Source organism: Burkholderia sp. HI2714, from assembly GCF_002223085.1.
Taxonomy (GTDB): Bacteria; Pseudomonadota; Gammaproteobacteria; order Burkholderiales; family Burkholderiaceae; genus Burkholderia; species Burkholderia lata_D.
Window position 1 is genome coordinate 190,348 of the sequence record NZ_NKFM01000053.1, and the last position, 18,698, is coordinate 209,045.

Below are 18,698 nucleotides of genomic sequence, written 5' to 3' on the forward strand. Positions count from 1 at the left end.
GACGGGGGACTCCTACCGCGTCTGAAACGATGATGTTTATCTCAGATCGCCTCGGTGGGTTCCTGCTTCACAGAGCGGCCCGACTGCACCGGCTCTCCACAGGCTGCAACGCGGTGTCCCCGCGCCAGAATGTTCAGAGCGCCGACGACATCGGCGTTCTCCTCGTAACCGCATTCGACACAAGCGAATTTTTCCTGCGTGGTCCGATTTTCCGCACTCACGTATCCACAAGCCGGGCACGTCCGGCTTGTATTCGCGGGCGGAACTGTCACGAGCCAGCCGCCATTCCAGGCCAGCTTGTATTCCAACTGCCGCCTGAACTCGAACCACCCTTGGTCGAGGATGGCCTTGTTCAAACCGGACTTGGCCCGAACGTTCTTGCCAGGCGCATCGGTGCTGCCTGCCGCCGACCTGGACATATTCCGAACCTGCAAGTCCTCGATACACACCATCGCGTGGTTTTTGCTGATCGTGGTCGTGGCCTTGTGCAGGTAGTCGCGGCGAGCATTGCCGATGCGCGTATGGATACGCTGGACTCTGGCCTTGGCTTTTTTCCAGTTATTGCTGAACTTGACCTTGCGGCTCATCGCACGTTGGCATCGGCGCAGACGAGCCTCATGTTTCTTGAAACTGTTAAGCGGTGTGAGAAACGTGCCGTCGCTCATCGTAGCGAAGCGGGCAATGCCCATATCGATGCCGACCACGCTGGTGGCATGGGGCACCGGCTGCTCGACCTCCCGCTCGGTCTGGATCGAGACCCACCACTTGCCCGCGTTGAAGCAGACCGTTGCGTTGCGCAGTTCGCCCGGCACGGGACGCGACAACCTCAGCCGCATCCAGCCCAGCTTGGGCAGGAAAATGCGCCCATTGGGCTGGTCGAGCTTGAATTGCTTGGGGTCCGGGTAGCGAAAACTGTCGCGCTGGCCGCGCTTCTTGAACTTCGGAAGCGCCGCTCGCTGGGCGAAGAAGTTCTTGTAGGCCCGCTCCATGTCCTTGAGAGCCTGTTGCAACGGGTGAACGGGGGCATCCTTGAGCCACGGCGTTTCGCCTCCGTTACGCCACTCCGTCAGATGCTTGGCCATTGCTACGTATCCAATGAACTTGCCGCCCGCCTCGTAGTTCTCCTTCTGCAACGCCAATGCCTTGTTGTAGACGAACCGGCACGATCCGGCGAAGCGGCGCATATCGCGCTGCTGCTCGCCGTTCGGCATCAGTTCGAATTTGAAGGCCTGGAGTCGTCGCATCGGGCCATTGTATGTGTGGCCTACAAGCGAGAGTCAAGCCATTCGACGCGGCCGCAACCTGGCGCGTGAACAAGACGATGGACGTGCAGCTCAACGTGCAGAACCTGTTCGACAAGAAGTATTACTCGAGCGCATATCCGATCTACGCGACGTGGGCGCCGGGCCGTTCAGCGATGGTCACGCTCAACTTCTACCAGTAACGCTGCTGGCGGCGGGAGGGCCTGGTACGGCCTTCCCCGCCTCGCTCACCACGGCAGCGAATACGTCTTCACGTTCGTGAAGCTCTTCATCGCTTCCTGCACACCCTCCTTGTACCCCAGCCCCGAATCCTTCACGCCGCCGAACGGCGTCACTTCGAGCCGGTAGCCCGGCACTTCGCGCACGTTCACGCTGCCGACTTCCAGCTCGGTGATGAAGCGCGTGATGTGGTCGAAGCGGTTCGTGCAGACCGACGACGACAGTGCATAGTCGGTACTGTTCGACATCCGGATCGCGTCGTCGATGTCGCGGAAACGCATGATCGGCGACACGGGGCCGAAGGTTTCGTATTTCACGAGCGGCATGTCGGGCGTCACGCGATCGATCACCGTCGGCGAATACAGCGCGCCGCTGTGCACGTTGCCGACCAGCAGCCGCGCACCGCGTGCAATCGCGTCGTTCACCTGCTGCTCGCAGAACCTCGCGGCGGCCTCGTCGATCACCGTGCCCATGTCGACCGACGGATCGGCCGGATTGCCGTATGACCACGTCTTGGTTTTCTCGACCACCAGCTCCGTGAAGCGATCGGCCACCGACTCGTGCACGAGCATCCGCTTGATCGCGGTGCAGCGCTGGCCAGAGTTCTTGTACGAACCCGACACCGCGAGCGTGCTCGCTTCGTCGAGGTCAGCGTCTTCCATCACGATGATCGGATCGTTGCCGCCGAGTTCGAGCACCGCGCGCCGGTAGCCCATCCGTGATGCGATCGACTTGCCGATCGACACACCGCCCGTGAACGTGATGAGATCGATCGCCGGGTTCGTGATCAGCTCGTCGGCGATCTCCTTCGGGTCGCCGGTGAGCACTTGCAGCATCTGCGGCGGCAGGCCGGCTTCATACAGGATGTCCGCGAACAGGTAGCACGACAGCGGCACCTTCTCCGACGGCTTTACGACGATCCGGTTGTTGGTCGCGACCGACGGCACGATCTTGTGCGCAACCTGGTTCATCGGGTGATTGAACGGCGTGATCGCCGAGATCACGCCGAGCAACGGGTCGCGCTGCGTATACACGCGGCGCTTCTTGCCGTGCGGGGTCAGGTCGCACGAGAAGATCTGCCCGTCGTCCTTCAGCACTTCACCGGCGCCGAACGTCAGCACGTCGGCCACGCGGCCAGCTTCGTATGTCGAATCCTTGATGCACAAGCCGGCCTCGGCCGTGATCAGCGCCGCAATCTCGGCAGTGCGCGCGCGCACGATATCGGCCGCACGGCGCAGGATCGCCGCGCGATCGTGGCGCGTAAGCGTCGGCCGGTAGGCACGCGCGGCGGCAAACGCGCGCCGCACGTCGTCCAGCGTCGCCTTCGGCACGGTGCCGACCAGCGCGCCGTCGTACGGGTTGCGCACGTCGATCACTGCGTCGCGCCACTCGCGCTGCCCGTCGATGCGCAACGCTTCGTGCCGCACGCTGGATGCGGGAATCGGCTTCAGGACCGTGCTCATGTCGTCTCCGTCTTTGTGCAGCGTGATCGTGGCCACGCTTTCGGTTAGCGCACCACCACCAGCCCTTCGTATTCGAGGCAGCGGCACAGCGTCGCCCAGGCCGGCGTATCGGGCCATTCCCGTGCGCGGGCATCGATGCGGATCGGCCGCCCGAATTCGCGCGACGCGCTAGCGAGCAGCGTGTGCGCGATGCCGCTGCGCCGATACGCGGGTTCGACGTACAGCCGCGTGAGCGACGGTGATCGCATGGCGCTGCCACCGTCGTCGTCGATGCCGAGTTCGCCGATCGCCTCGTCGTCGCGATACGCGACCGCCGTCGCACGTGCATCGTCGAACACGATGCGGATCACGCGCTCGCAGCGATCCCTGAATACGACGACATGCATGGCGTCCCTCTCCTTGGCATCACGCTGCAGGCGAACGCGATGCGCGCACGCCTCCCTGCGCCCGCGAACCGGGGACTAATCCGGATCGTCCAGGGGCGACGGTTTGAGTATCGTCTTGCCACATCGGCACGCAGTAGTGCCAGACGGCACCTTTCATTGAGTCCACATCCACGGCGCGACGCGCGTATGCTCGCGACACCGCGCCCCTCGCGGGCCGCGCGCATCACGCGCACCGCCTCGCGTTTCCCGTACCGATCACAGGAGGAAGCATGCCGAGTCGCACCCCGACCGCCTTATGGGCCCAGCAGTTCCGGCGGTCGTCGGCGTCGAGCCTGCAGGACCAGATCCGGCGGATGCTCGTGGCCGCGATCCTCGACGGCCAGCTCGCGCCCGATGCCGCGCTGCCGTCGAGCCGCGAGCTCGCCGACCAACTCGGCGTCGCGCGCAACACCGTCGTGCTCGCGTACCAGATGCTCGTCGAAGAGGGCTACCTGATCTCGCGCGAACGCAGCGGGCACTTCGTGAACCCGAAGATGCTCGAGGGCCTGCCCGGCTTCTCGGCCGCCAAGCCCGCCGTGCAGCCCGGCGGCGGCGACGACACGCCGGGCCGCCCCGCATGGGACGAGCGCATCGCGCATCCGCCGTCGAGGCAGCGCAACATCGTGAAGCCCGCGAACTGGCAGCACTACGAATATCCGTTCATCTACGGGCAATTCGACCAGTCGCTGTTTCCGACCAACGACTGGCGCGAATGCTGCCTGAAGGCGCTGTCGGTGATGGAGATCCGCAACTGGGCGCCCGACCTGATCGAACGCGACGACGAATCGCTGATCCAGCAGATCCGCACGCGCGTGCTGCCACGGCGCGGCGTGTTCGCAATGCCCGACGAGATCGTCGTCACGAACGGCTGCCAGCAGGCGCTGTATCTGATCGCGGACCTGCTGTGCGGCAAGCACACCACGGTCGGTTTCGAGAACCCCGGCTATCCGGACGCGCGCAACATCTTCGAGAACCGCAACGCACGGCTGCTGCCGCTGGCCGTCGACGGCCACGGGATCGCACCCGGCGCGCTCGGCGCGACGCTCTCGCGCTGCGACTACGTGTACGTGACGCCGAGCCACCAGTGCCCGACCACCGCGACGATGCCGGTCGAACGCCGCCGCGCGCTGCTCGATTGCGCGCAGCAGCATGACTTCGTGATCATCGAGGACGACTACGAGAGCGAGAACACGTTCTCCGGCACGCCGCATCCGGCGCTGAAGAGCCTCGATACGGCCGACCGCGTGATCTACGTCGGCAGCCTGTCGAAGACGTTCGCGCCGGGGCTGCGGCTCGGCTACGTGGTCGGGCCGCGCGAGCTGATCCGCGAACTGCGTGCGCTGCGGCGGCTGATGGTGCGCCACCCGGTCGCGTATATCCAGCGCGCGTTCGCGACCTTTCTCGCGCTCGGCCATCACGACGCGTTGCTACGCCGGCTCGCGCATGCGTACAGCGAGCGCTCGCAGGCGCTGATGGCGGCGCTCGATGCGCACTTGCCGGAAGCGCGGTACGTGCCGGTGACGGGCGGTGCATCGTGCTGGGTCGAGGGGCCGCCGTGGCTCGATGCGACGCGCCTCGCCGCCGATGCACAGGAAGCCGGCATCCTGATCGAGCCGGGCAGCGTGTTCTTCATGAACGATGAAGGCGACGCGCGACGCTGCTTCCGGATGGGGTTTTCCGCGATCCCGCTCGAGCGGATCGAGCCGGGTGTGCGGGCGCTCGCGCAATGCGTGCGCACGCAACGTCCGGTGGCCTGACCGCACGCGAAAAAGCGTCGTGCGCCGGCGCAGCGCAGTCACCCGGGAGCACGAGCGTTGCGTGGGCGGCTGCTGGCGAAACCCGTTTCAACGATCGGCCGTGAGTCATCCTGCAACGTGACTCGCGGCCGCATGATTGCCGACCGCCTTGTCGGGTATCGATGAACCGCAGACGTGAACGCAAGATGCATCGATTCGACCGGCAGGCCATATCCGCTGCTTCATCGGACACCGCGTGCATCGCTCACGCTTGCAGACCGCTACAGTGCGGCTTCAACACACCATCGCCTGGATTGTTTTCGTTTCGATTCGTTTAGTAAATCCAATAAAAACATTACAACTCTCCAAATCCGATTGACAACGGATTCATCCAAATCCTAGTGTTACGACGCTGAAAGACGGCAACACGCCACGACGAACCGACGGTTCGATCGATTGGACTGCCGACGAAAAAATGCATGGATAACCGGAGGGGGCGATCATGATTCGATTCACGACGCTCGCGGCAATCCTGGCCGCGGCGTGCGCGTTGAGCGGGTGCGGAGGCGGTGACGGCAGCGACGGAACCGCGGCGTTGGCATTGGCGGCACGCCCGTCGGACGCCGTGGCCGATACGACCAATCTCGATGACAACCGCAACCTGTCGTTGACACAGTACGTCGATCCACTGATCGGCACACTCGCGAGCAACTCGCCGAACCCGGTGCCTGCGGGACAGGCCGGCAGCGTCGAACCGGCCGCCGGCCTGCCGTCGGGCATGGTGCAGTGGGCGCCCGACACCAACACCACGCCCGCGCCGAACAACAGCCAGGAGCCGAACTCGCCCGCCGGCTACTACTACGACATCCACTCGATCCAGGGCTTCAGCATGACGCACATGCCGGGTGCCGGCTGCAGCGGCAACAACGGCGAATTTCCGGTCATGCCGACCACCGACCCGGCTCAGCTCGCGCCAACCTTCAGTCATGCGAATGAAACGGCGAGGCCCGGCTACTACTCCGTGCTGCTCGACTCGCAGATCAAGGTGGAGCTGACCGCCACCCTGCGCACCGGCTTCGGCCAGTTCACGTACCCGGCCGGCAAACCCGCGCTGCTGGTGCTCGACGCGACCCGCACCAACACCAAGACCTCGACCACCGGCGCCATCACGCAGGTTTCCGACAGCGCCATTTCCGGCAGCACCATCGGCGGCGGCTTCTGCGGCAACTCGGTGCCGGTACCCGTCTACTTCTACGCCGCCTTCGACCAGCCCTTCACGTCGGCGTCGATTTCGCACGGCGTGGCCCAGCTCGGTTTCCGCTCCGGCCAGACGGCCAGGATGAAGATCGGCATCTCCTACGTCAGCGTCGCCAACGCAAAAGCCAACCTCGACGCGGAAAATCGCGGCTGGAACTTCGCGGGCGTGCGCACGCAGGCCGACCGCATCTGGAACGAGCGCCTCAATAGCATCCGCGTGGCGGGCGGCACGCTCGACGCGAAGAAGAAGTTCTACACGGCGCTCTATCACGCGCTGTGGGCACCCAGCATCTTCAGTGACGTGAACGGCCAGTACATCGGCTTCGACAACACCGTGCACCAGGTCGCCAAGGGCCAGCAGGCCCAGTATTCGTCGTTCTCGGGCTGGGACATCTACCGCTCGCTGATCCAGCTGAAGTCGATCCTCAACCCGTCCGAAACGAGCGACATGATCCAGTCGCTGATCAACGACGCGGACCAATGCGGCGCGATTCCGCACTGGGTCAACGACAACGTCGAGGACGGCGTGATGCCGGGCGACGCCGGTTCGCTGATCGTCTCGAACGCCTATGCGTTCGGCGCGCGGCGCTTCGATACGCGATCCGCGCTGCAGCACATGGTGAAGATGGCGAACATCCCCGGCACGGCCTGCAACAACGTGACCACCAACGGCGGTCGTGCGAGCTACCTGCAGACCGGGTACATCACCAACGGCGAGTGGGGGCAGGCTTCGTCCTCGCTCGAATACACAAGCAGCGATTTCGCGATCTCGCGCTTCGCCGGGGCACTCGGCGACGCCGCCACGCAGCGCATGCTGCTGAGCCGCTCGGCGTACTGGCAGAACCTGCTCGACACCGCGCTGACGCCGCCGCTGATCGCGGCGCGCCAGTCGAACGGCGCGTGGATACCCGAGACGCCGAGCAGCGGCGACAACTACGTGGAAGGCAATGCCGAGCAGTACACGTGGATGGTGCCGTACAACGGTGCGGGCCTGTTCGCGCAGCTGGGCGGCAATGCGGCGGTGACGTCGCGGCTCGACCAGTTCTTCACGGTGCTCAATGCCGGCCTGAGCCTGCCCAACTTCTACATGGGCAACGAGCCGACTTTCGAGGTGCCCTGGCTCTACAACTGGGCCGGGCAGCCGTCGGGCACGCAGCGCGTGGTGCAGCAGATCCTCGCCAGCGCGTTCGGCACCGGCCCCGACGGCTTGCCGGGCAACGACGACCTCGGCGCCGTGTCGGGCTGGTATGTGTGGGGTGCGCTGGGCCTGTATCCGCAGATCCCCGGCGTCGCGGGCCTGGCGATCGGCAGTCCGCAGTTCCCGCAGATCGACGTCCGGCTCGGCACTGGCCGCACGTGGCGGATTCGTGCCGAAGGCGCGCCCGCGTCCAGCTATGTGCAGTCGCTGTCGATCAACGGTCGCGCGCACGAAGTGCCGTGGGTCGCCTTCGACGACATCGCGAACGGCGCGACGCTGCACTTCGCAATGGGCAGCGCGCCATCGCAATGGGGCAGCAGGAAACAGCCGCCGTCGTTCGGCGTGCCCGTGGCGATCAACGCGGTCGACAGCTACAACAATCGCGGCTTCAGCGCGGACGGCGCGACCAATGCCGACGGCCAGGGCGCGGACTTCGACGGTAGCCTGTTCAGCTACTCGCTGAATGCGCTGGCAGCGGCGGGCGTGCAGCCCGGCAAGCCGTTCGCGGTGGCCGGCGCCAGCGTCGCGGTCGCGGGCGGGCCGCTCTCGCTCGACAACACCGTGACCGTCGGCCAGACCGTGATGCTGCCGCCGGGATCGGCCGGCACCGGCGTGGTGGTGCTCGGCTCGGCCAACAATGGCCCGAGCAGCGGCACGGCGCAGCTGAATTTCGCCGACGGTTCGAGTCAGGCTGTCACGCTGGCGTTCGACGACTGGACGCTGAACGGCGGCAGCGCGCACGCCAGCGCGGCGATCGCCGTCACGATGGCGTACCGCAATTCGGGCAGCGGCCAGCAGGACAACGTCAAGACCTATATCTTCGCGCAGAAGATTCCGGTGCCGCCCGGCAAGGTGGTGACGAGCATCGTGCTGCCGCGCCAGGTGAGCGCCGGCAAGATGCATGTGTTCGGCATCGGCATGACGGCGTCCTGACGTCCGCATGACCGGCGGGGATGCATCGGGCCTTCCGATGTATCCCCTCGCCGGCCGGCGCTGCTGCCGCGCGGCCCACGGTCGCCGAGACGTCCTCGCGTCACTGCAACGGTTTCGCGATATGCCCCTGAGGCAGCGCTTTTTGCTCATCGCGCCGCGTCGACGATTTCGATCGATGCGCGTCAAGGCACTCACCGTCGTGAGCCCGCGGGGCACCGGCAGACAGGCGCACCGGTCAGGCGCCGCCGCTGGCCCAAGCGAATCCTCCCGACTGGCGCTACCGCCAAAAACGAGCGCTCACTAACGTGTCGATACCGCGTGCCGCATGCGCGCCAGCGCCTTGCGCACCGCCCACCATTCGACAGGAGACACGTTATGGCAGACACGCTCACCGCCCCCGTCACGGCCGCCACGCTCGCGGCCTTTTCCGACGCCTTCAACCGGCACGACGCCAATGCGTTGATGGGCTTCATGACCGAGGACTGCGTGTTCGACGCGGCCGGCGGCCCCGACATCCACGGCACGCGCTTCGTCGGCCGTGACGCGGTACGCGCCGCGTTCGAAGCCGTGTTCAAGACCTTCCCCGACGCCCACTGGGGCCACGGCCGCCACACCATCGCCGGCGAGCGCGGCGTCTCCGAATGGGTGTTCACGGGCACGCACGCCGAAGGCTGGCGCATCGAGGCCGAAGGCTGCGACCTGTTCGAATTCCGCGACGGGCTGATCGCCGTCAAGCGGGCATTCCGCAAGGAACGGCCGAAGCAGCCGGCCTGAGCGCACCGCCCCGGCCACCGTGCTCCCCACGCATTTTGAAACGAATCATTTCATTTCATTCCACATTCCCCGGCAGCGGGCGGAATGACTTGACCGGCCTTCCCCAGCAAATAGCATCTGGAACAAGACGTTCCGTTAATTGAACAATCGGAGACAACCCATGAGCGAACAATCCACTTCCCTGCGTGCATCGGCGAACGGTCCGCAGGACATGACGCCGTCCGAAGCCTTCGTCGAGACCCTCGCGGCCAACGGCGTGACCGACATGTTCGGCATCATGGGCTCCGCGTTCATGGATGCGATGGACATCTTTGCACCGGCCGGCATCCGGCTGATCCCGGTCGTGCACGAACAGGGCGCGGGCCATATGGCCGACGGCTATGCGCGCGTGTCGGGCCGCCACGGCGTCGTGATCGGCCAGAACGGCCCCGGCATCAGCAACTGCGTGACGGCGATCGCGGCCGCGTACTGGGCCCATAGCCCGGTCGTGATCGTCACGCCGGAAGCCGGCACGATGGGCATCGGCCTCGGCGGTTTCCAGGAAGCAAACCAGCTGCCGATGTTCCAGGAGTTCACGAAATACCAGGGCCACGTCACGCACCCGGCGCGGATGGCCGAATTCACCGCGCGCTGCTTCGACCGCGCGCAGGCCGAGATGGGCCCGACCCAGCTGAATATCCCGCGCGACTACTTCTATGGCAAGGTCAAGGTCGAGATTCCGCAACCGCGCCGGCTCGATCGCGGCGCCGGCGGCGAGCAGAGCCTGGACGACGCAGCCGCGCTGATCGCGCAGGCGAAGTTCCCGGTGATCATCTCGGGCGGCGGCGTCGTGATGGCCGATGCGATCGAGGAATGCAAGGCGCTCGCCGAACGGCTCGGCGCACCGGTCGTCAACAGCTACCTGCACAACGACTCGTTCCCGGCGAACCATCCGCTGTGGTGCGGCCCGCTCGGCTACCAGGGCTCGAAGGCGGCGATGAAGCTGCTGTCGCGCGCGGACGTCGTGATCGCGCTCGGCTCGCGCCTCGGACCGTTCGGCACGCTGCCCCAGCACGGAATGGACTACTGGCCGAAGGACGCGAAGATCATCCAGATCGACGCCGATCACAAGATGCTCGGCCTCGTGAAGAAGATCTCGGTCGGCATCTGCGGCGACGCGAAGGCCGCGGCGATCGCGCTCACGCAACGCCTCGAAGGCCGCACGCTCGCGTGCGACGGCTCGCGCGGCGATCGCGCCGACCAGATCGCGACCGAGAAGGCCGCATGGGAAAAGGAACTCGACGACTGGACGCACGAGCGCGACGCGTACAGCCTCGACATGATCGAGGAGCAGAAGCACGAGAAGCCGTTCAGCGGCGGCCAGTACCTGCATCCGCGCCAGGTGCTGCGCGAGCTCGAGAAGGCGATGCCCGAGGACGTGATGGTGTCGACCGACATCGGCAACATCAACTCGGTCGCGAACAGCTACCTGCGCTTCAACAAGCCGCGCAGCTTCTTCGCGGCGATGAGCTGGGGCAACTGCGGCTATGCGTTCCCGACGATCATCGGCGCGAAGGTCGCCGCACCGCACCGCCCGGCCGTGTCGTATGCGGGCGACGGCGCATGGGGCATGAGCCTGATGGAAACGATGACCTGCGTGCGCCACAACATCCCGGTGACGGCCGTCGTGTTCCACAACCGCCAGTGGGGCGCGGAGAAGAAGAACCAGGTCGACTTCTACAACCGCCGCTTCGTCGCCGGTGAACTCGACAACCAGAGCTTCGCGGCGATCGCGCGCGCGATGGGCGCCGAAGGGATCACGGTCGACCGCCTCGAGGAGGTGGGCCCGGCGCTCAAGCGTGCGATCGACATGCAGATGAACGAAGGCAAGACGACGATCATCGAGATCATGTGCACGCGCGAACTCGGCGACCCGTTCCGTCGCGATGCGCTGTCGAAGCCGGTGCGCATGCTCGACAAGTACAAGGACTACGTGTAACGCCGCGTCGCCGACGCACCCCGTTGCCGGTCGCGCGCCCCTCTCGCGCGGCCGGCCCTCCGGCCGGACGCCGTGCCCCGTGCGGGCCGCCGCATCCGGCCGTTTTTCTTCCTTATCCGAGCAAACGATGAAAGCCCTCGACCGCATTCTCGACGCCGCGCGCCGCCAGCCGATGCGCATCGCGCTGTGCGAAGCCGACGATCCGCGCGTGCTGCAGGCCGCCGCACGTGCGACACGCGACGGCATCGCCCGCATCGTGCTCGTCGGCAACCGTGCGGCGATCCACGCGGCGGCCGCGCGCGACGCGATCGATCTCGACGGCATGACGCTCGTCGATCCGGCCACCGCCACGCAACGCGATGCCTATGCCGACACGCTGCACACGCTGCGCAAGAACAAGGGCATGACGGCCGAGGCCGCGCGCGACGCGGTGCTCGACCCGCTCTGCCACGCGAACCTGATGGTGCGGCTCGGCGATGCGGACGGCTCGGTCGCGGGCGCCGTGCATGCGACGGCCGACGTCGTGCGCGCGGCAATCCAGCTGATCGGCGTCGAGCCCGCGTTCCGAATCGTGTCGAGCTTTTTCCTGATGATGCTGTGCGAGCCGTTTCACACGATCAAGGGCGGGCTGATCTTCTCCGACTGCGCGCTGGTCGTCGATCCGCACGCCGATCAGCTCGCCGAGATCGCGATGGCCGCCGCCGACAGCGCGCACGCGCTGCTCGGCGAGGCGCCGCGCGTGGCGATGCTGTCGTTCTCGACGAGCGGCAGTGCGCATCACGCGGCGGTCGACAAGGTAACGGCCGCGACCGCGCACGTGCGCGCACTGCGCCCCACCCTCGCGATCGACGGCGACGTGCAGCTCGACGCGGCGATCGTCGCGGAAATCGCCGAGCGCAAGATCGCGCATTCGCAGGTGGGCGGCCACGCGAACGTGCTCGTGTTCCCGAGCCTCGAAGCCGGCAACATCGGCTACAAGCTCGCCGAGCGGATCGGCCGCGCGAAGGCCGTCGGCCCGCTGCTGCAGGGGCTGCGCCGCCCCGCGAACGACCTGTCGCGCGGCTGCAGCGCCGACGACGTGTATCACGTGATCGCGGCAACCACCGTGCAGGCGCAGGCGGCCGCGCAACGCGCCGCAACCGGCGAGGCTGCGCACGCATGACAGCCGACAAACTGGCGATCCTGATCGCGGTGATCGGCGCCGGCAGCTATTTCCAGACCGTCACCGGCTTCGGGCTCGGAATGATCGTGATGGGCGCGACGAGCGGCTTCGGGCTCGCGCCGCTCGCCACGGTCGCCACGCTGATGAGCGTCGTGTCGCTCGCGAACGGCGCGACCGCGTTGCCCGGCCGGTTGCATCACATCGACTGGCGCGCGGTCGGCGCGGCGACGCTCGGCATCCTGCCGTCCGTCGTCGCGGGCGTGCTGCTGCTCGAGTGCCTGAGCCGCTCGGCGGCCGACCTGCTGCAACTGATCCTCGGCGCGGTCGTGCTGTACGGCGGCCTGAGCACGGCGCTGCGCCCGACGCCGCTCACCGAGCGCTCGGACAACCGCAGCTTCTTCGTCAGCGGCCTGTTCGGCGGCTTGCTGAGCGGAATGTTCGGCGTGTCGGGTCCGCCGCTGATCTTCCAGTTCTACCGGCAGCCGCTGACGCTCGTGCAGATCCGCTGCGCACTGATCGTGCTGTTCACGACGACCTCGGCCACGCGCGTGCTGTACAGCGCATGCGAAGGCCAGCTCGATCGCGACATCTGGCTGCTGGCCGCGATCGCGACGCCGGTCGTGATGCTGACGACGGTCGCCGCGCGCCACTATCCGCCGCCGCTGTCGCCGGTCGCGCTGCGCCGGCTTGCGTTCGGCGTGCTGATGGCGATCGGCATCGGGCTGATCGCAACGTCGCTGCCGCCGCTGCTGCATCGCGCTTGATGTCGCGCGGCGTGCGCCGCGTCGAACCGCCCTGTTCCCGGCGATCGATTCGGACTCGACGCGTACACAGTTGCCGCGTCCGCGTCCGTGTCGAATGCAGTCACCCGCGTCATCGCCGCGCGCCGATCCATCCGGCGATTTCGACGAGCCGCTTCATGTCCGGCGCTGACGCGAGATCGATCGCGAGCCGGTGCCGGTAGTACGGACCGAGATCGAGCCCGACGCCGAGCCCGAGCACTTCGACGCGGCCGGCCGACTCCTGGCGCGCAACCACCTGCTTCAGGTGGTTGTCGAGGTAGAACGGATCGTTCGCGAGCGCCGTCGCGCCATCCATCGGGCTGCCGTCCGAGATCACGACGAGGATCTTGCGCGCCTCCGGCCGCGCCGCGAGACGCGCGCACGCCCATTCGACCGCTTCGCCGTCCACACCTTCACGGAACAGGTCCGCCTTGAACAGCGCGGCAATGCCCGTGCGCGCATGTCGCCAGCGGGCATCCGCGTCCTTGAACACCAGGTGACCGGTTTCGTTGAGCCGGCCCGGATGGCGCGGCTTGCCGCGCGCGAGCCAGTCGTGCCGTGCGCGGCCGCCGTTCCAGGCGAGCGTCGTGAAGCCCAGCACTTCGGTTGCGAGACCGGCGGCATCGCCCGCGCGGGCCAGCGTATCGACCATCAGCGCGACGCCGTCGATCCACGTCTTCATCGACCCCGAGCAGTCGATCAGGAACGCGAGCGCGCAGTCGGCGTGCGGCCGCACGCGTTCGAGCCGGAACAACCGCCGTTCGGCCGGCGAGCTGACCAGTTGCGCGAGGCGGCGGCCGTCGAGCCGGCCATGCTCCTCGCCGAACGACCAGCCGTCGGCCTGCGGCACGACGAGCGCCGCACGCAACACACGTGCGAGCCGCGTGACGTTGATCCGCTGCGCGGCGACCTGGCCGTCGAGCCGGTCGCGATATTCGCGCAGGAGCGCCGCACGGATCTGCGCGGCCGGCCGGAGTTCGCGGTCGTAGCGCGTCGTGTACGCGCGGTAGACGGCGTCGCCACCTTGCAGCACGACGCTGTCGCCCGTCTCCACGAGAGCCGGCATATCGATGCCAGTCTCGTCGAAATCGACCCACAGCGAGAAATTCGTCAGTGCATCGTCCTGCTCGCGCGCGTCTTCGGCCGCCGTTTCGACGACGGCCGCACGCGCGTCGTGGATCATCGCCGCGATGCGCTTCGCAAGCGTCAGCGCATGTTCCGCGAATGCGCGCTGATCGTGCCGGCACCGCTTGAGCCCCGCGAGCTGCACACCGATCTCGGGAACGATCGCCGCGCGCGACGCTTCGATCAGGTCTTCCGTCTCTTCGAGCACGGGCCAGCCCGTCAGCCGCGACCATGCGATCTGCGCGACCGTGTACACGAGAATCCCGACATGCGTATCGGCCTGCCCCGACCGGTGAAATGCGCGCGCCCAGGTCTCGAAACGATGGCGCAGGTTCTGCACGACACCGCGCATGGCGGGCGGCGCCAGCGACTCACAGCGCAGTTGCTCGAGCATTTCGAACAGCACGCGTTCGACCGGATCGTCGCCGGACAACGCGCGATGCAGGTCCGCATCCGAATGCAGGATGCGCAGTGCGGCGCCGTCGGCCGCACCGCGCCACGACGCGAGATCGTCGTCGGCGGCCTGCGCGCGCAGGTGCGGCGCATGGATCGGCAGCGGCCGCAGGTCGCGGCACACGCGGCCCGCGCGGTAATGCAGCGCCGCGTCGCGCGTCAGCGCACGCACCGTCGACGCGCCCAGCGCTTCGCGCGCCGATGCGCGGCGCGCGGCGTCGCGATCGGCGCTCACCGCCCCGCTCCCGGCTCGCCGCCGACACGCGACGCAACCGCCAGTTCCTCGCCGAAACAGCGCTGGTAATACTCGGCGACGACCGGCCGTTCGGCGTCGTCGCACTTGTTCAGGAACGTGAGCCGGAACGCGAGCGCCGGATCGCGGAAGATCTGGCAGTTCTCGGCCCAGTTGATCACTGTGCGCGGCGACATCAGCGTCGACAGATCGCCGGTCGCGAAGCCGTTGCGCGTCAGCTCCGCGAGGCTCACCATCGATTCGAGCAGCGGGCGGCCGGCTTCGTCCGCGAGTTCCGGCACGCGCGCGCGCACGATGCCGATCTCCTCGTCGCGCGGCAGGTAGTCGAGCGTCGCGACCACGTTCCAGCGGTCCATCTGCGCGTGGTTGAGCATCTGCGTGCCATGGTAGAGCCCGTTCAGGTTGCCGAGCCCGACCGTGTTCGCGGTCGCGAACAGCCGGAACGACGGATGCGGGTGAATCACGCGGTTCTGGTCGAGCAGCGTGAACTTGCCGTCGCGCTCCAGAATCCGCTGGATCACGAACATCACGTCGGGCCGCCCCGCATCGTATTCATCGAAAATCAGCGCGACCGGACGCTGCAGCGCCCACGGCACGATCCCTTCCTGGAATTCGGTTACCTGCACGTCGTCGCGCACGACGATCGCATCCTTGCCGACGAGGTCGAGCCGGCTGATGTGGCCGTCGAGATTGATACGCACGCACGGCCAGTTCAGCCGTGCCGCGACCTGTTCGATATGTGTCGACTTGCCGGTGCCGTGCATCCCCTGCACGAGCACGCGGCGATTGCGTGCGAAGCCCGCGAGGATCGCAAGCGTGACGTCCGGATTGAACCGGTATGCGTCGTCGATATCGGGTACGTGGTCGTCGCGCGTGCTGAACGCGGGCACCATCAGGTCCGAATCGAACCCGAACCGTTCGCGGACCGACACCATGCAATCCGGCTTGTTCGCCACCCCATCCATTGCGTTGCGCTCCTGTCGTTGCTTGTCATGCGGGCGTCGATCGTCGCGCCCGCGCCGGTCGTGTTGACGGAACGATTCGTTCCATCACTGAAAATGCGTGCCGGGCTGCCGCGCCCACTGCCCCACGTGGCCGGCTTTCCAGGCCGTTCGGTACAATGGCCGCACTCCAGTTTCCGGAACGCCTGCCATGCTGCCCGCGGATACGCCCACGTTGCGCGCCTTCGCGCTGCTCGAACATCTCGTCCAGGCCGGCGATGCCGTGTCGCTCGCCGATCTCGTGCGCGAAGTCGATATCCCGAAGGCGTCGCTGCACCGGATGCTCGCGTCGCTCGAGGCCGGCGGCCTCGTGATCCGCGAGCCGGGCCGCAAGAACGCGTATGCGATCGGCCCGCGCCTCGCGCGGCTCGGCACCGGCGTGATGCTGCATGCGGGCGCGCGCCGGCTGCGCCACGCGATCCTCGAACGGCTCGTCGCCGATCTCGGCGAAACCTGCAACCTCACCGCGCTGCACGACACGGATGTCGTCTATCTCGACCGCGTCGAAGCCGACTGGCCGCTGCGGCTCGACCTGAAGCCCGGCTCGCGCGTGCCCGCGCATTGCAGCGCCAGCGGCAAGCTGCTGCTCGCGCTGCTGCCGCGCGACGAACGCACCGCGCTGGTACGCGCGCTGGCGCTGCCGCGCTACACGCCGAACACGATCTCGGACCCCGAGCTGCTCGAAGCCGAACTCGACCGCACCGCGCACAAGGGCGTCGCGATCGACAATGAGGAATACGTCGCGGGCATCGTGTGCATTGCGGCACCGATCGTCAGCGACGACGGTGCGTGCATCGCCGCGGTCGCCGTGCATGCGCCCGTGTCGCGCGCACCGCTGTCGCGGCTGCTCGACCATGTGCCGCGTTTGCAGCAAGCGGCGCGCGCGCTCGCGGAAACGTTCTAGTTCCCGCACGGCGCGGCGGCGCACACGCAACGTCACGACGCGCGCTGGTAGTAGATGTTCTGCGGATGCCGCGCATCCGCGAAGAAGAACCAGCGTTCCGCGACCAGCCCCGCGTACTGGATCACGAATGCCGCGCCGAGCGCGACGGCGGCCGCGACCGACGTCGGCGCGAGCGCGCCCGCGCCGGTCAGCACGAACGGCACTGCGAATGCGCCGATCAGGAACCCGGCTTTCACCGCGCGCAGCGTGCCGTTGCCCTGCCCGTGAAAGAACTCCCGCGTATTGAACGCGCTGGCCGTGAAGCCACGCGACTTCTGTTCGACCTTGTCGCTGCGGATCCCGGTCGCGCTCTGCACGGTCGACTTCGGCCGCAGCCGCGCATTGCGTGCAAGCGACGCGAGCCGTGCCACGCCGCCCGCGAGCGTCAGCACGCAGGCGGCCACCGCGAGCCGGCCGACCAGCGCCGGCGCGAGCCACGCGGCGCACGCCGTCGCCAGCGTGCAGCCCGACGCGCAGCCGAGCAGCACGAAGTTCACGAGCGTCAGCGGGCTCGCCCATTCCTGCAGGAAGCGCAGGCACGCGTAGATCATCGCGGTACACACGAACAGCGCGACGCTTGCAAGCGCGCCCGCCGCGCCGATCAGCAACGTGCCGGGCCAGCCAAACAGGTGCGCCGCGCCATACGCGACCGCACACGCGAGAAACACCGGCAGCGCGATGCATTCGCGCGACAGCCACGACGTGCGCCACATCGCGATCGCACGCCACGCGCGTTCGGGGTGGCCGAGATGGAAGAACGACGCCAGCAGGCCGAGTGCGCCGAGCGCGACCGACAGCGCGGCGCCCGTCACGTAGAACGACGCAGCAATGTCGACACCTGCCGTGCGCGCCAGTGCCTCGACGATCACGAGCGTCAGCAACAGACCCTGTGCCGCACCGCACAGGGTGGTGAGGAAAACGACCGAAAAGGCTGGGCGCATGGGGACTCCGTTTTTTCGACTATGAGTAAGGGGCTGCGCGTTCAGCGCTGCGTCGCAAGCGACACGAGATCGATGTCGCCACGGGCCGCGCGAGCTTCGAACGACGCGTCCTGGTCGCGGCCGCTCGACGTGCTGCCGCATCCGCCGCTACTCCCGCAACCGCACGATGATTCGGTCTTCACGCGCGGCAGGTAATGATTCGACGGCCGCGTGTCCCATTCGGGCATCAGCTGATAGCCGCCGCGTTCGCGGATCGCGCGCGACACCTCCGACTCCGGATCGTGCACGTCGCCGAACAGCCGCGCCGACGTCGGGCACGCGAGCACACAGGCCGGCTTGCGGTCGCGTTCGGGCAGCGCCGGGTTGTCGATGCGGTCCGCGCACAGCGTGCACTTCGTCATCTCCTTGCGGCCTTCGTCGAGCTCGCGGGCGCCGTACGGGCATGCCCACGCGCAGTACTTGCAGCCGATGCACTTGTCGTAGTCGACCAGCACGATCCCGTCCGACTTGCGCTTGTAGCTCGCGCCGGTCGGACAGACGGGCACGCACGGCGGATCCTCGCAGTGCAGGCACGACTTCGGGAAGTGGATCGTGTCGGTCATCGGGAACACGCCCGCTTCGTAGGTCTGCACGCGGTTGAAGAACGTGCCGGACGGATCGTCGTCGTACGGGCGCATATCCGCGAGACTGCCGGCTTCGCCCGACGTGTTCCATTCCTTGCAGCTCGTCACGCAGGCATGGCAGCCGACGCACACGTTCAGGTCGATGACGAGGGCCATCTGGGTCATGGTGG

At 67.2% G+C, this 18,698-nt stretch carries 15 protein-coding genes; 8 read left to right on the forward strand and 7 right to left on the reverse strand.

From position 1 onward, the window contains the following. Nucleotides 1-41 precede the first annotated feature (41 nt). Complete coding sequence (locus CFB82_RS27625; RefSeq protein WP_089486082.1) at nt 42-1,244, reverse strand: RNA-guided endonuclease InsQ/TnpB family protein; 1,203 nt, start codon at nt 1,242-1,244, stop codon at nt 42-44. Between the two features lie 65 nt (nt 1,245-1,309). On the opposite strand from CFB82_RS27625, the gene CFB82_RS27630 reads away from it, so the two are divergent. Beyond that, entirely contained in the window at nt 1,310-1,444 is a 135-nt protein-coding gene (locus tag CFB82_RS27630; protein ID WP_373558858.1) for a hypothetical protein, read from the forward strand. 45 nt (nt 1,445-1,489) lie between these two features. Here the strand turns inward: CFB82_RS27630 and phnY are convergent, their stop codons facing one another. Next, on the reverse strand, nt 1,490-2,944 hold the full coding sequence (gene phnY / locus CFB82_RS27635) for a phosphonoacetaldehyde dehydrogenase (RefSeq protein WP_089486298.1): 1,455 nt from the start codon (nt 2,942-2,944) through the stop codon (nt 1,490-1,492). A gap of 44 nt (nt 2,945-2,988) precedes the next feature. Next, complete coding sequence (locus CFB82_RS27640; RefSeq protein ID WP_089486084.1) at nt 2,989-3,330, reverse strand: GNAT family N-acetyltransferase; 342 nt, start codon at nt 3,328-3,330, stop codon at nt 2,989-2,991. A gap of 269 nt (nt 3,331-3,599) precedes the next feature. Here CFB82_RS27640 and pdxR point away from each other — a divergent pair, with 269 nt between their 5' ends. The 6 genes from pdxR (at nt 3,600) to CFB82_RS27670 (ending at nt 13,171) form a co-directional block, all read left to right on the forward strand. Continuing rightward, on the forward strand, nt 3,600-5,126 hold the full coding sequence (gene pdxR, locus CFB82_RS27645; RefSeq protein WP_089486085.1) for a MocR-like pyridoxine biosynthesis transcription factor PdxR: 1,527 nt from the start codon (nt 3,600-3,602) through the stop codon (nt 5,124-5,126). Nucleotides 5,127-5,607: 481 nt separating this feature from the next. After that, nucleotides 5,608-8,493: a GH92 family glycosyl hydrolase gene (locus CFB82_RS27650; RefSeq protein WP_089486086.1), complete on the forward strand. Its 2,886-nt coding sequence runs from the start codon at nt 5,608-5,610 to the stop codon at nt 8,491-8,493. A gap of 375 nt (nt 8,494-8,868) precedes the next feature. Beyond that, on the forward strand, nt 8,869-9,267 hold the full coding sequence (locus CFB82_RS27655; protein ID WP_089486087.1) for a nuclear transport factor 2 family protein: 399 nt from the start codon (nt 8,869-8,871) through the stop codon (nt 9,265-9,267). A 160-nt stretch (nt 9,268-9,427) separates the two neighbouring features. After that, nucleotides 9,428-11,245, forward strand: a complete 1,818-nt coding sequence (gene xsc / locus CFB82_RS27660; RefSeq protein ID WP_089486088.1) for a sulfoacetaldehyde acetyltransferase — start codon at nt 9,428-9,430, stop codon at nt 11,243-11,245. 127 nt (nt 11,246-11,372) lie between these two features. Next, a complete protein-coding gene (gene pta, locus CFB82_RS27665) occupies nt 11,373-12,407 on the forward strand; it encodes a phosphate acetyltransferase (protein ID WP_089486089.1) in 1,035 nt (344 codons plus the stop codon). After that, on the forward strand, nt 12,404-13,171 hold the full coding sequence (locus CFB82_RS27670) for a sulfite exporter TauE/SafE family protein (protein ID WP_089486090.1): 768 nt from the start codon (nt 12,404-12,406) through the stop codon (nt 13,169-13,171). The genes pta and CFB82_RS27670 overlap by 4 nt, the downstream gene beginning before the upstream one ends. 109 nt (nt 13,172-13,280) lie before the next feature. Here the strand turns inward: CFB82_RS27670 and CFB82_RS27675 are convergent, their stop codons facing one another. Beyond that, nucleotides 13,281-15,002 (reverse strand): cobaltochelatase CobT-related protein, encoded by a 1,722-nt coding sequence (locus tag CFB82_RS27675; RefSeq protein WP_089486091.1) that lies wholly within the window; start codon nt 15,000-15,002, stop codon nt 13,281-13,283. Next, a complete protein-coding gene (locus CFB82_RS27680) occupies nt 14,999-15,985 on the reverse strand; it encodes an AAA family ATPase (protein WP_089486092.1) in 987 nt (328 codons plus the stop codon). The genes CFB82_RS27675 and CFB82_RS27680 overlap by 4 nt, the downstream gene beginning before the upstream one ends. Before the next feature lie 187 nt (nt 15,986-16,172). Between CFB82_RS27680 and CFB82_RS27685 the strand changes: the two genes are divergently transcribed. Further along, entirely contained in the window at nt 16,173-16,925 is a 753-nt protein-coding gene (locus CFB82_RS27685; RefSeq protein WP_089486093.1) for an IclR family transcriptional regulator, read from the forward strand. Between the two features lie 32 nt (nt 16,926-16,957). Here the strand turns inward: CFB82_RS27685 and CFB82_RS27690 are convergent, their stop codons facing one another. Together CFB82_RS27690 and CFB82_RS27695 are read right to left on the reverse strand one after the other, a co-directional pair. After that, nucleotides 16,958-17,905, reverse strand: a complete 948-nt coding sequence (locus tag CFB82_RS27690; RefSeq protein ID WP_089486094.1) for a dimethyl sulfoxide reductase anchor subunit family protein — start codon at nt 17,903-17,905, stop codon at nt 16,958-16,960. A 41-nt stretch (nt 17,906-17,946) separates the two neighbouring features. Further along, entirely contained in the window at nt 17,947-18,693 is a 747-nt protein-coding gene (locus CFB82_RS27695) for a 4Fe-4S dicluster domain-containing protein (protein WP_089486095.1), read from the reverse strand. Between the last annotated feature and the right edge of the window lie 5 nt (nt 18,694-18,698).